Here is a 12,753-nt window from a genome sequence, read left to right on the forward strand (position 1 = left end):
GCAAGGAGAAAGCATGAACCTGCAAACCCTGACCGAGCGTGCGGCCAACAGCGAAATACGCGAGCTGGAGTTACTGTCACTCGAAGGTGGTTTCTATCTGGCACGGATCCGTCTGGATCATGGCCAATTCACTTTGCTCGACGATGCGGCCAAGCCGATGCACCTGCGGTCAATCACCCACCTGCGTGACTTGATGCACACCGTGCCGGCATTTCCCTGCGTGTTGGTGCAGCAATGCGTGCACGACGAGATGTGCGGCCGGGATGCCGGTCCCGTCGAGGAGCTGCGAATTCCGTTTTCGCTGACCACGCCTTTATGAACCGGATGACGCTGGACTGAACTGAATGAACAAACGCCATCGGTTGTGCCTGGTACTGGGCGACCAGTTGTCCTTTGACCTGGCTTCATTACAGCAACTCGATGCCGAGTGCGACACGGTCCTGTTGGTCGAGGTCATGGAAGAAGCCAGCCATGTGCCCCACCATCCGCAGAAGATCGCCCTGATCTTCAGTGCCATGCGCCATTTCGCCAAAGCGCTGCGAGACCAGGGTGTACAGGTCGAGTACGTCACCCTGGATGATCCGCATAACAGCGGTTCAGTGGCGAGTGAGTTGCGACGCTGGCAACTGCTGCTGCAAGTAGATGAAGTGCACGTCACCGAGTGCGGGGACTGGCGGCTGGAACAGGCGCTCAAGGACTGTGGCTTACCCATCCATTGGCACGTCGACACGCGCTTTCTGTGTAGTCGCGCAGAGTTCGGCGCCTGGGCGGAGGGCAAAAAGCAGTTGCGCATGGAGTTCTTCTACCGCGAGATGCGCCGCAAGAGCGGTTTGTTGCTCAATGGCGACGGCTCTCCGGTGGGCGGCGCGTGGAATTTCGATACCGAGAACCGCAAGTCTCTGCCCAAAGGGGTGAAAGCGCCCTACCCGGTCCGCTTCAGCGACGACGCCATCACCCGTGACGTGCTTGCGCTGGTCAGGGCGCGATTCGCCCATCACTACGGCGCGCTAGACGACTTCAACTATCCGGTCACCCATGCCGACGCGCAGGCGCTGTGGGCCTATTTTCTGGATTATGGCCTGGCAGGATTCGGCGACTATCAGGACGCCATGGCCAGTGATGAGCCGTTTCTGTTCCATGCGCGTATCAGTGCGGCGCTCAATATTGGCCTGCTGGATCTGCGTCAGTTGTGCCACGACGTGGAGGCTGCGTATTGGGCGCAGCGGATTCCACTCAATGCCGCCGAAGGCTTTATCCGCCAACTCATCGGCTGGCGTGAATACGTACGGGGCGTCTACTGGCTGAAAATGCCCGATTACGCCGGCGGCAATCTATTCGGCAACAGCCGGCCACTTCCGGAGTTCTATTGGACGGGCGACACCCGCATGAACTGCATGAGCCAGGCCATCGGCCAAAATTTGAAACATGCCTATGCCCACCATATCCAGCGGCTGATGGTGACCGGCAACTTTGCGCTGCTGGCCGGCATCGCGCCGAGCCAGATTTGCGACTGGTACCTGGCGATCTACATGGACGCCTTCGACTGGGTTGAACTCCCCAATACACTGGGCATGGTCATGCACGCCGACGGCGGTTACCTGGGCTCCAAGCCTTACTGTGCCAGTGGCCAATATATAAAGCGCATGTCTGACTACTGCCGAAACTGCGCGTACAAAGTCAGTGAAAGCACGACAGACGACGCCTGCCCCTTCAATTCACTTTATTGGCATTTCCTGATGCGTCACGGCGACCTGCTGCGCAGCAATCAGCGCATGAGCATGGTCTACAAAAATCTCGACCGCATGACTGAACCCAAGCAGCAAGCGCTCTGGGAGCGGGGCCAGAAACTGCTCGCCAAACTGGATAACGGGGAGTCGTTGTGACGGCATCACTGCCAATGCTCACACAGCTTGACCAGCTCATCGACCACATACCTGACCTTCGGCCGCAGATGCGACACCTTCGGCCAGACAGACGGCATGCACATCGTCCCCATGAAACGCTGCCTTCAGCCCTGAAACCGGCACTGGATGCCGGGATCATTGATCAGACGATTTACGACATGTGGGTTGGCGCCGCTCAAGGCATGTACCAGAACAACCCGCAGTTACAACGCGATGAAGCGATCCGCTCAGGCTCGCTGGCGGCCATGACCCTGATGCTCGCGGCCAAAGGACAAGGCCTTGTTTCGACACCCATGATCGGGTTCGACCCGTCGGCAGTGGCGCAAGCGTTCGGTCTTTCTGCTACGGAGATCCCGGTGATGTTGATCACCGTTGGCTACCCTGGCTCGGCCAACTGGCCGCAAAAGCCTCGTAAAAACGTTAACGAGGTTTTGCAGTTCGTGTAAGCGAATGCTGCCAGCGATAGCCAGTGCTGCGGGACGGTCCCTGCGTACTTGTCGGTTCAGTTCTTCAGGCGAGTGCTCGCCAACCCAGTTGGGCACGAGCCTCTTGAAGGTCGGATTGCATATCGTGATTCCACAGCCAGTCGAAACGCTCGGCGAGGGTTTTGCTCAGCAACTGTTCGTCATCGGCTACAGCCGGATCACGCAGTTCATAAAGCTCCCCGGCTTCCCAGGAGGTACGCTGCACACGGCAGGCACGGGGACGACGGATGGCGTCGTAAGCCGCGAGCACCGCTTGTGGCTGGCTGTCCAGGACCTGCGGATCGGCCAGCAATCGGGCCAAAAGCCAGGCGTCTTCCAGGCCCTGACCTGCGCCAGCGCCCTGGTGCGGCAACATGGCGTGCGCCGCATCGCCGATCAGCCCCACGCGTCCGTGCACGTAGCCTGGCAACTCTTCGAGTTCATGAAGAGCCCAAAGGGTCGGGGCCGGAATGCATTCGAGCAGTACCCGTGCAGCGTCTCCCCAATGATTGAAGGCAGAGAGCATTTCTTCCTGGCTGGCATTGCGCACCCACGGAGAATCACTTGGCCAGGCTGGATCAGGGCGACTGCGATCGGAAATGAAGGCCACGACGTTGATCAATCGGCCTTGCTTTACCGGGAATGTGAGGATGTGTGCGTCGAGCCCCAGGTACATCTGCGGGACGTCGATCAAGTGCTCATCGATACCCCGAGCCCGGTAGGCCGCACGCAGCTGTTGGCTGTCGATCATCCCACGGTAGGCGCAGGTACCGCTGAAACGCGGTGCTACCAGAGGTTGGCCAAGACCGTTGAGAACATGATCACGAATCGATGACTTGATCCCGTCCGCAGCGATCAACAAATCACAGCGATGCTCAGTGCCATCGGTGAAAAGCACGCGAGCCTGCTCGGCATCCTGCTCCACGCTGACGGCGCGCTTGCCGAATTGGGCGATTCCTTCGGGCAACTGACTGGCCAGAGCATCGAGGAAGTCAGCACGGTGTACCGACGACTGCCCTACCCCTTCGGCCAGGCTTGCGCCCAGATAGCCGGCATCTTCACCACGGCGCCATTCGAACCAGATGTCCTGCCAGGGGTCCTGCGTCTGGTCGGCAATCTTGCGGTAGGGTTCGGCAATACCCAGACCCGCAATGGCACGCACGGCATTGGCGCCGAAGGAGACACCCGCACCGACCTCGCCAAAGGCGGGTGCCGATTCGAACAACTGCACGCTCAGATGGGAATGACGGCACAGGTCCAGGGCCAGAGCCACGCCGGCGATACCGCCGCCAACAATGCCGATTTGCAGTTTGGATTGAGAAGTACGCATAGCAAGTTACCCATAAGGCTGATTGTTATTGGAGTCACCAAATCATCGCCATCCGAGCGCTATTGATAAATACCGCAACGCCCATACATGCCATCACGAGTATGAATATTACTTTTCAGGACGCGCGATCATTGGCCAGGCGAGCTCTTCCTTGAGCTCGCCTTTTTCTGCAGTCGTTACTGCGGCACGGGGTGTTTGGATGAAGCGGCCTGGCGGCCTGGAGAGTTCTGAATCAGAAACACCAGAATAGCGATGGCCCCTATCAGTCCTGGTACGGCGAAGATCAGAAAACTCGCCTGCAGCGGCAATGAAGAAGCGTGCAGTGCGCCGCCTAACAGAGGGCCGATGATGGCACCGGTGCGACCGACGCCCATCGCCCAACCAAGCCCCGTCGAGCGTATGTGCGCAGGGTAATACTGCACCGTGCAGGCGTTGGCCAGGATTTGGGTGCCAATGGTGCATGCCCCCGCGATGGCGATGAGCAGATAAAGAACCGGTAACGGCGCCTTGAGCGCCAACAGGCAAAGGGCTAATGCTCCACAACTGAAAAACGCAAACAAGACCTTGGCGATACCAATTCAATCCCCCAGCCATCCACCGCCTACCGCACCAATAATCGCGCCGACGTTTAGCGCTATCAGAAACGCCAGGCTGGAGTTCAATCCGTAGCCTGCGGCAGTCATGAGTTTCGGCAGCCAGGAACTCAGTGCGTAAACCATTAGCAAACAACAGAAAAACGCCAGCCAAAGCATGAAGGTGTTCAACTTGCGCCCGTCCTGGAACAACTGCGAAATCGACACAGTCGTGCCTTTGGCGACCATCTGGTTCAACTGGTCATTTGCGTTTGGTTCATAAGATGGTGCAGCTTGTGCCAACAGGTTTTGGGCCTTGACGGTCTGCCCGGTGCGCAAAAGGAAATCCATCGACTCTGGCAATTGGCGGATCAGAAATGGCAAGGCCAGCAGAGGAATCAGCGCGACATAAAACACCGCTTGCCATCCCCACTGTGGGATCAGCACCATGCCCAGGGTCGCCGATAGCATTCCGCCTAACGAGTAGCCACTGAACATGATCGCGACCAATGTGCTACGGGATTTCTTTGGCGCGTACTCGTTCATCAACGCGACCACGTTGGGCATTACCCCACCGATCCCAAGACCGGCGATGAATCGGCATAAGGCGAAAGCCTCGGGGCTCCGTGCCAGACCGTTGATCGCTGTGACTGCGCTGAAGATGGCGACGCACATCATGATGGTTTTTCGTCGGCCTATCCGATCCGACAGTGAACCGAAAAACAACGCACCCAACATCATGCCCACCAGCGCACAGCTCCCTAACGCGCCCGCCTGCAACGAACTGAGGCCCCACTCGGCCATCAGTGAGGGCAATACGACCCCATAGATGACCAGATCGTAACCGTCGAAAATGATGATCAGCGCGCACCAGAACAGCACGCGCGCATGGAAGGCATTGAAACGTGCCCCGTCAATCAGGGCTGAGACATCAATCGTACGCATGGCATCGCTCTTCTTGTCATTGTTATAGAGCCGGAGATCTGATGCCTCCGGAAATTGCGCGGTGCCCAATGGTGTTACGCAGAACGTTCAGCACTGGACATGCATTCGATGATGGGCAAACGATCGACCGTGATAAATGCAGCCAGATGAATAGGCATTATTTCGACGTGAATAAAGATCGAAGGGGAGTAAAAGCCTCATCGATCTCACGATGGACGCAGCGGTCCGGCACTTGTTAGGCTTTGGCGCTTGCAGCGGCAATTTCAGCGCGGTGCAGACCCCACAACGGGCAAAAAACTATCGCCGCTATGAGCGCGTAATCTGCACGAGGCGTTATGGAATTGCGTGAGCTGGATCTCAATCTGCTTCTGGTGTTCAACCAACTGCTCATTGACCGCCGGGTATCGACGGCGGCGGATAGCCTTGAGTTGACCCAGCCCGCTGTCAGCAACGCGTTAAAGCGACTGCGTGTCACCTTGAACGACGAGCTGTTCGTTCGCACTTATCAAGGAATGGAGCCCACGCCCTACGCCCGGCAGTTGGCTGAGCCGGTTGCACTGGCCATCCAGACCTTACGTGATGCGCTGAGCCGACAGGACACGTTTGATCCGCTCAACTGCAATCGTCGATTTACGATGGCGATGACCGATATTGGCGAAATCTACTTCATGCCGCGGCTGATGGACGCGCTGGCTGAGCGGGCTCCGGGTTGCTCGATCAGCACGTTGCGCAACACCTCCGATACCTTGGCCGAAGGGTTGCAGAACGGCGCGATCGACCTCGCCGTTGGATTACTGCCGCACCTGCAAGCCGGATTTTTTCAGCAGCGCCTGTTTCACCATCGTTATGTTTGCATTTGCCGTAAGGACCATTCGGCGACCAGGGAGCCGTTAACGCTTGAGCGCTTTTGCAGTTTTGGCCACGTTCGCGTCGTAGCGGCGAACACCGGGCACGGCGAAGTCGATACGTTTCTGGCAAGGGCCGGCATCGAGCGAAACATACGCCTGGAGGTCCCCCATTTCGTCGCAGTCGGTCACATACTTCAACGCACCGACTTAATGGCAACAGTGCCTGAACGATTCGCCAGAAGTTGCGAACAACCCTTTGGGCTCGCGGTACTACCGACGCCAGTGGAACTGCCTAACATCGAAATAAATTTGTTCTGGCATGCACGCTATAACAAGGACCCCGCCAATCGTTGGCTTCGCCAGCTAATGTTCGAGCTGTTTTCTGATTGAGGCGTGCCCTCGCCCCTTCATCCATAGGGTTCAGTAGATGGTTCTATCTACTCATACACCGTCACCCGATTGCGCCCGGCATGCTTCGATGCATACAGTGCGTGGTCCGCCCAAGCGATCAGGTCGGCGTGGTTGACCGAGGGTTTGCTCAGGTCGGCGATGCCCAGACTGATGGTGAAACGGATGCTGTGGCCATCGTGCAGCACTTCCAGCGCTTCGACCGACTTGCGCAGTCGCTCGGCAAAAACACGTGCGCCGACTTTGTCGGTGTCCGAAAGCACAACAGCAAATTCCTCCCCTCCGTAGCGCCCCGCCACATCACTGTCGCGCACGTGTTCGCGGAGCAGCCTGGCGACTTGCTCAATGACGTGATCGCCCGCCTGGTGACCGTAGGTGTCGTTGACCCGTTTGAAGTGGTCGATATCGAACATCACCAGGCTGGTGGCATTGCCATGGCGCTGATGCCGGGCATAGGCGACTTTCAGGCTTTCCTCCCAATGGCCGCGGTTGTACAGGCCCGTCAGCCGATCAGTGCTGGAGAGTTGTTGTAACTGGGCATTAACGGCCTGGAGCTGGCGCCGGTTGGTGGCGACATCAGTGACGTCATAGATCACCAGACAGATGTGGTTAATGTGGCTGTCGGTGGAGCGCAGCGGCAACAGAGTGGTGTTCTGGTACATGAAGTCTTCCTGGCCGGTGATCGGCTGGTAGTTCTTGAACCGCACCAGATAAGGACGCTGTTCCCAGATCGTGAACGCGGGTGTGCCCAGGGTCGCGACGCTTTCCACCTTGCGGGTGAACCATTCGCGGTTGACTTCGGGAAACAGGCTGAAGAAACACTGATTATGAGCATCCTTGGGCTGCACGCCGGAACGGTTCTCCATAAAGGTGTTCCAGACCTGCACACAATAATCGCGGTCAAGCACCACCACCCCGACGTCGATGCTCTGGACGATTGCCAGCAACCAGTGAAATTCGTTCAGATCGATTGAGACGTTCATGGTTCAGTTCATCAGGTAGGCGAGTTTATGGGTCAACCGTTCGATCGAGTCTTCCGTGAACAGCAACAACAAGTCGAAACGAATATCGTGCCCTTCCAGGCTGTAGCTGATCTCCACCGCCAAGGTCTTTTTCCAGTGCTGGTGGTTGACCCGGATCAGTTCGTCGATGGCCGCGTGTTGGCCGAGGACCTGTGGGTGACCTTGAGAAAACACCACATCGATCTGTTCGGCAATGCTGCTCAGGCAGGCGCCGATCAGAACGCTGGAGAGGTCCAGCAACATTTCCAGGTCCGAGTACTCGGCGCTCTGACGCTGCATCAATTGGGCTATGTCAGCGATTTCCGAATCGTGAAACATAAGCAAGGCTTCGCCGGCGATGCCACTGCCGATAAAACCCTGACAGATGGCCGTGTGCTGCTTGCGACTACCGGCGTCGGTCAATGCCATGTGCAATTCGCCGACTTCGAGGATGTTCACGTTCGGCACCGGTAACTGCACAAATACCCCTAATACCTTGGCGATCAAGGCTGCCGCCCGGCCAATGGCGACGTTGACCGTTTCACGGAATACATCGCGAAAACTGATGACCGTGTTCGCAGCCTGACGACTCCCCTGCCCCGGCCGGCCAACTTCCGTCAGCAGCCCCAGTTGGCCAAGCGTCTGGCGCAGCTCGCTTTCGCTGAAGGGCTTTTTCAGGAACGCCAGGGCACCCAATTCACGCACCCGCCGCACAGCACCTTCCTGAACGTCACCGGAGATCACGATGACTTGCGCCTTCAACCCTTCGGCACGTAGCGCACTCAGCACTTGGTAACCGTCCATTTCCGGCATGGTCAGGTCAAGCAGCACCACCTGCCCCAGGCCCTGGCGGATGGCGTCCATTCCCTGGCGACCATCACTGGCCTCGGTAACCGAAACCGACCAATCAGCCGGCAGTGCCCGTAACACTTGCTTACGGGCCATGTTGGAATCGTCACACACCAGTAGGGGAATCACTGAACCATCTCCGCGCTCATTGTCTTGGACACCGGGGAAAATTTCGTGGCATCACAGTGTATTTTTTATAAAAGGCACACTAACTTACGGGTTTTTATTTAAAAGACACGCCGAGTTTGCATTTAAGGTGTTTTGTACAAGACGCCTGGAGTAGGCCTCATGGCTGCAAGATATTAATAAATAAGGTGTTTTTACTGCGCACAGGAACGGATGCCGCGCTACAAATGTTTACTTACAAATCAGCGTCTCGCAAAAGACCGAGTCTGTAACTACAAGTGATAGGTTGCGCTGCCTTATCTGGCCATGAGATGCACAGCCTTAATGATGCGCGTCCACCGACCCACCTTCCCCGCCTTCGTGGCTTATGTTGCCCTTTCCTGCCTGTTTGCGGTCGCATGGTTCACCCATCCTGCTCCTGAACATTCTTCCTTTGCCCTGATGAATCCCGTACGGGCTGTGACTGATCAAGTCGCCAAACCCATCTATACCAGTCGTTTTGCCTCATCCGGGCTGGTGGACTTCGTGCATTCCTCGGCGGTAACCGCCTTGCCAGACGGCAGCCTGATGGCGGTCTGGTTCGCCGGCACCCGCGAAGGCGCAGCCGACGTGCAGGTGCGCTCTGCACGCTTCGACGCGACTACCGGCGAATGGGGTGCCGAGCAAGTATTGGCGACGCGGAAATCGACCCAACAGGGCACTGGAAAATACATCCGCAAGCTGGGCAACCCGGTTGTCGCGCTCGCACCGGACGGACGCCTCTGGTTGTTCTACGTGTCGGTGTCCATGGGGGGCTGGGCCGGTAGTGCGGTCAACGTGATGGTCTCTGACGACTATGGTCGCCAATGGTCCGAACCCCGCCAATTGATCACTTCACCCTTTCTGAACATCAGCACCCTGGTACGTTCGGCCCCGGTGTTTCATGCCGACGGTTCCATCGGCTTACCGGTCTACCACGAATTTCTCGGCAAGTTTTCCGAGTACCTGTACCTGAGCGCAGACGGCGATGTGATCGATAAATTCCGCATCAGCCACGGCAACAATTCATTGCAACCCACGGTCGTTCCGCTGGATGGACAGCGCGGTATCGCCTTGCTGCGCTATGCCGGCAACATTCACCACCGTGTACTGGCGACCCGCACTGAAGACGCCGGGCAAACCTGGAGCGAGCCTTATCCGCTCGATCCCTCGAATCCGAACTCCTCGTTGGCGGCCGTCGCGACGCCCGAACGAGGGTTGCTCGTGGCGCTCAATGACTTGCGGGAGGGGCGCTTCAAATTGAGCCTTTATGGTACCGACGCAAAAATGAACGATTGGCGCTCGCTGCGCGACCTCGACAAATCACCTGATCCCGAGGGCGATACGTTTTCGCCCGAGGCTTACAAGGAAATCATCGGCAGAGAGTTTCGCGGTTCCAGTGGCGCACTTCGCCAACCGCTGGAGGCGCAGTTCCTGAACAACCTCGACAGCCGGGTCTGTAAAGAGCAAGCCTGCAGTTTCGAATATGAATACCCGTACTTCATTCGAAGTCCCGACGGTATGTATCACCTGGTTTATTCCTGGAACAACACCTTCATCAAGCACGTCACCTTCAACGATGCATGGCTATCGGAGCGTGCCAAATGATCAACCTGTGGCAAGCCCATATCAGCTTCGCAATCATCATCTTTCTGTTGCTGCCTTCTTTCAGCTTAAAGAGGCCCGCACGAATCGTGCTGTTGGTCGCATTGCTGGCAGCCAGCTTCATACCGCTGGATGGCTTGTCGTTGGCTGCGTACTTGCGCAGCCACATCGATGACCTTGCGGTCACGACATTGGTGTTCATGGTGTGGGGCTGTTTGCGTCGACTGGGTTTCCTGCCGTCTGCGCAGCAAAGCACGACCAGCGTATTGATCATCTTCGCTGCGATGGCGCTGGTGCTCTACCCGGCAACGCTGGGGTTGAGTTATCTGGACCCTTACCGGCTTGGCTTCAGTCCGCGCCCAATGCTGATCTTCGTCGCACTGCTCACGGCAGGCCTGTTTTATGTGCGCAGTTACCTGGCCGTCGTGATGCTGGCGAGTGCAACTCTGGCCTTCATCGTCGGGGTAAAACCTTCGCATAACTATTGGGATTACCTGGTTGATCCGCTGCTGGGCCTGTATTGCTGCGCGGCACTGCTCACGCAGGCGGTGCGTTGGTCGTATGGCTGGCTGAACACGCTGCGTGGCTCAGTGAAAGACTCCGGATCCGTTTGAGATTCAACGACATTTTTAACAGGGGAACAGGGATGGGTTGGCTGCAATCAAGACGTTTGCACTATTGGCTAGGCGCGACAGCGATTGCGTTTGTGCTGTTTGCATTGCTGCGGGTGGTGTTCTTCTTTGGATTTTCCGGTTTCGATGCCAACGCATTGAACGACGAAAAGGCGGTACTGGAAACCCTGGGCATCGGCTTTCGTTTCGATCTGCGCCTGGCCATCCTGCTGATGTTGCCAGTGGCGTTGCTGGCCTGGATTCCGCGTTGGAATCTCGTCAGCAGCCGCCTGCTTCGCCAATTGGCACGCGTGTATGTGTCCATCGCCATGGGCGCCCTGCTGCTGATCTACATCGTAGATTTTGGCCATTACGCCTATCTTGGCGTGAGGATCAACGCCACCGTGCTGCGCTTCATCGAGGACGCGCAAATATCCCGTGACATGGTTTGGCAAACCTACCCGGTCATCTGGATTTCATTGGGTTGGCTGGCGACGGTCGCCCTGGTGACTTTGGCCTTGGTGCGCCTGGAACGCCTGACGCTGGACCGCCCCCGCACAGCCATTCACCCGCTCTCCGCCACCTGGGGTGGCGCGTTGATGGTCGTGTTGGTGCTGTTGGGCATTTTGGGCCGTGTCGAAAACATGAACCTTGAAAACCCTGTCCCGTTGCGCTGGAGCGATGCGTTCTTCTCCGGTAACAACCAGGTCGCAGCCCTGGGCCTGAACCCCGTGATCTTCCTCTACGACACGGTCAAGGTCGGCCAGTCGCGCTATGACGAAGCGCAGGTGCGTGAACACTACGCCGTGATTTCAAAATACCTCGGCGTCGAGCAACCCGACCCGCAAACCCTGAATTTCGTCCGTCACCAGGCGCCACAGCCCTACAAGGTATCGAGTTCGCGGGCGCCGAACGTGATGTTTGTCATGCTCGAATCCTTGGGTACCAGTGCCGTCGGCGCCTATGGCAACCCGATCAATCCGACGCCCAACATCGATCGCCTGGCCACGCAGAGCTGGTTCTTCGAGCACTTCTATGTTCCGGTCACCGGGACCGCAAAAACCGTTTGGGCCAGCATTAGCGGGGTTCCAGACGTCACTCGACAGGAAACCGCGACGCGTAATCCGCTGATCACCAAGCAGCACACACTGATCAATGCCTTCGCCGGTTACGAGAAGATCTACACCATTGGCGGCAACTCCGGTTGGGCCAACATGAACGCCTTGATTCGACAAAGTATCGACGGGGTTCGCTTGTTCGAAGAGCGGGACTGGAAATCCCCGGTCGTGGATGTCTGGGGGATTTCAGACCTGGATCTGTTCAAGGAAACCGACAAAATCCTGCAAGCCCTGCCCAAGGACAAACCGTTCTTTGCTTATGTGCAGACGGCCGGCAACCATCGTCCCTTCACAATTCCCAAGAGCAATGACGGATTCGAGGTCAAGCACCCTACCCTGGCGGAAGTTCAGGCCGCAGGATCGCGCAGTGTCGAACAGTACAACGCCGTGCGTTTGCTGGACTTCAACATCGGACGCTTGATGGAAATCGCCAAGGAAGGTGGCTACTACGACAACACCATTTTTGTGCTGTTTGGCGACCATAACACCCGGATCGCCCAGATCCCTTTCCTCGCACCGGCTTATGAACAACTGGGCCTGGAAAGCAACGCAGTGCCGATGATCATCCATGCACCGGGCCTGCTCGGCACGCGGACCGTCAAGGAAGCCGTCGGCCTGGTGGACTTGCTGCCCACGGTGGCGGGCATGGCCGGACTTGAGTTTCGCAACAGCGGCCTGGGGCGTGATATTCAGCAGCCTGCGCCCGAGGGCGAACGCGTAGTGCCGTTGGTACTGCGGGAAGGCACATTCCCGCTGATTGCGGGCGTCACTCAACACTACATGGTGCAGATGGAGCACGACGGCAGCTCGCCGACGCTGCACGACCTGGCCTCACCGACGCCGCTGGACAACGTGGCCGGGCAAAACCCTGAAGAGTTCAAGCGCCTGGTGCAACTGACCCGCGGCATGCATGAAACTTCCAGGCTGATGCTGTACCAGAACGTGCGCAAGTAA

The 12,753-nt window shown here is 57.6% G+C and carries 9 protein-coding genes and 2 pseudogenes; 7 read left to right on the forward strand and 4 right to left on the reverse strand.

Features of this window, described 5'->3' with window-relative positions:
• Positions 1 to 13 precede the first annotated feature (13 nt).
• From ACI77H_RS21875 to ACI77H_RS21885, 3 genes and pseudogenes are all read left to right on the forward strand, one after another.
• On the forward strand, positions 14 to 319 hold the full coding sequence (locus ACI77H_RS21875; RefSeq protein WP_407013795.1) for a DUF6482 family protein: 306 nt from the start codon (positions 14 to 16) through the stop codon (positions 317 to 319).
• Between the two features lie 25 nt (positions 320 to 344).
• The gene (locus ACI77H_RS21880; protein WP_407013796.1) at positions 345 to 1,883 is read left to right on the forward strand and encodes a cryptochrome/photolyase family protein; all 1,539 of its coding nucleotides are present in this window, start codon (positions 345 to 347) and stop codon (positions 1,881 to 1,883) included.
• Between the two features lie 107 nt (positions 1,884 to 1,990).
• A pseudogene (locus tag ACI77H_RS21885) lies at positions 1,991 to 2,350 on the forward strand (nitroreductase family protein); the annotation flags it as partial.
• Between the two features lie 64 nt (positions 2,351 to 2,414).
• On the opposite strand, the gene salA reads toward ACI77H_RS21885, so the two are convergent.
• Together salA and ACI77H_RS21895 are read right to left on the reverse strand one after the other, a co-directional pair.
• Entirely contained in the window at positions 2,415 to 3,698 is a 1,284-nt protein-coding gene (gene salA / locus ACI77H_RS21890; protein ID WP_407013797.1) for a salicylate 1-monooxygenase, read from the reverse strand.
• Between the two features lie 176 nt (positions 3,699 to 3,874).
• Positions 3,875 to 5,215: pseudogene (locus tag ACI77H_RS21895) on the reverse strand (MFS transporter).
• A gap of 335 nt (positions 5,216 to 5,550) precedes the next feature.
• Between ACI77H_RS21895 and ACI77H_RS21900 the strand changes: the two are divergent.
• The gene (locus ACI77H_RS21900) at positions 5,551 to 6,453 is read left to right on the forward strand and encodes a LysR family transcriptional regulator (protein WP_407013798.1); all 903 of its coding nucleotides are present in this window, start codon (positions 5,551 to 5,553) and stop codon (positions 6,451 to 6,453) included.
• Positions 6,454 to 6,500: 47 nt separating this feature from the next.
• On the opposite strand, the gene ACI77H_RS21905 is transcribed toward ACI77H_RS21900, so the two are convergent.
• Both ACI77H_RS21905 and ACI77H_RS21910 read right to left on the reverse strand, forming a co-directional pair.
• A complete protein-coding gene (locus ACI77H_RS21905) occupies positions 6,501 to 7,454 on the reverse strand; it encodes a diguanylate cyclase (protein WP_407013799.1) in 954 nt (317 codons plus the stop codon).
• 3 nt (positions 7,455 to 7,457) lie between these two features.
• Complete coding sequence (locus ACI77H_RS21910) at positions 7,458 to 8,450, reverse strand: response regulator (RefSeq protein ID WP_407013800.1); 993 nt, start codon at positions 8,448 to 8,450, stop codon at positions 7,458 to 7,460.
• Positions 8,451 to 8,774: 324 nt separating this feature from the next.
• Between ACI77H_RS21910 and ACI77H_RS21915 the strand changes: the two genes are divergently transcribed.
• The 3 genes from ACI77H_RS21915 to ACI77H_RS21925 are packed head-to-tail and all read left to right on the forward strand — an operon-like array spanning position 8,775 to position 12,753.
• Positions 8,775 to 10,073: an exo-alpha-sialidase gene (locus ACI77H_RS21915; protein WP_407014055.1), complete on the forward strand. Its 1,299-nt coding sequence runs from the start codon at positions 8,775 to 8,777 to the stop codon at positions 10,071 to 10,073.
• Positions 10,070 to 10,684, forward strand: a complete 615-nt coding sequence (locus ACI77H_RS21920; protein ID WP_407013801.1) for a hypothetical protein — start codon at positions 10,070 to 10,072, stop codon at positions 10,682 to 10,684. The genes ACI77H_RS21915 and ACI77H_RS21920 overlap by 4 nt, the downstream gene beginning before the upstream one ends.
• 32 nt (positions 10,685 to 10,716) lie before the next feature.
• The gene (locus ACI77H_RS21925; RefSeq protein WP_407013802.1) at positions 10,717 to 12,753 is read left to right on the forward strand and encodes an LTA synthase family protein; all 2,037 of its coding nucleotides are present in this window, start codon (positions 10,717 to 10,719) and stop codon (positions 12,751 to 12,753) included.

It is taken from the genome of Pseudomonas sp. O230 (genome assembly GCF_045447035.1).
Lineage (GTDB): Bacteria > Pseudomonadota > Gammaproteobacteria > Pseudomonadales > Pseudomonadaceae > Aquipseudomonas.

Bases quoted from the DNA above. Each gene is read 5' to 3' on its own strand.
- salA (WP_407013797.1), bottom strand. From the start codon at position 3,698: ATGCGTACTTCTCAATCCAAACTGCAAATCGGCATTGTTGGCGGCGGT.
- ACI77H_RS21905 (WP_407013799.1), bottom strand. From the start codon at position 7,454: ATGAACGTCTCAATCGATCTGAACGAATTTCACTGGTTGCTGGCAATC.
- ACI77H_RS21880 (WP_407013796.1), top strand. From the start codon at position 345: ATGAACAAACGCCATCGGTTGTGCCTGGTACTGGGCGACCAGTTGTCC.
- ACI77H_RS21925 (WP_407013802.1), top strand. From the start codon at position 10,717: ATGGGTTGGCTGCAATCAAGACGTTTGCACTATTGGCTAGGCGCGACA.
- ACI77H_RS21920 (WP_407013801.1), top strand. From the start codon at position 10,070: ATGATCAACCTGTGGCAAGCCCATATCAGCTTCGCAATCATCATCTTT.
- ACI77H_RS21875 (WP_407013795.1), top strand. From the start codon at position 14: ATGAACCTGCAAACCCTGACCGAGCGTGCGGCCAACAGCGAAATACGC.
- ACI77H_RS21900 (WP_407013798.1), top strand. From the start codon at position 5,551: ATGGAATTGCGTGAGCTGGATCTCAATCTGCTTCTGGTGTTCAACCAA.
- ACI77H_RS21915 (WP_407014055.1), top strand. From the start codon at position 8,775: ATGCGCGTCCACCGACCCACCTTCCCCGCCTTCGTGGCTTATGTTGCC.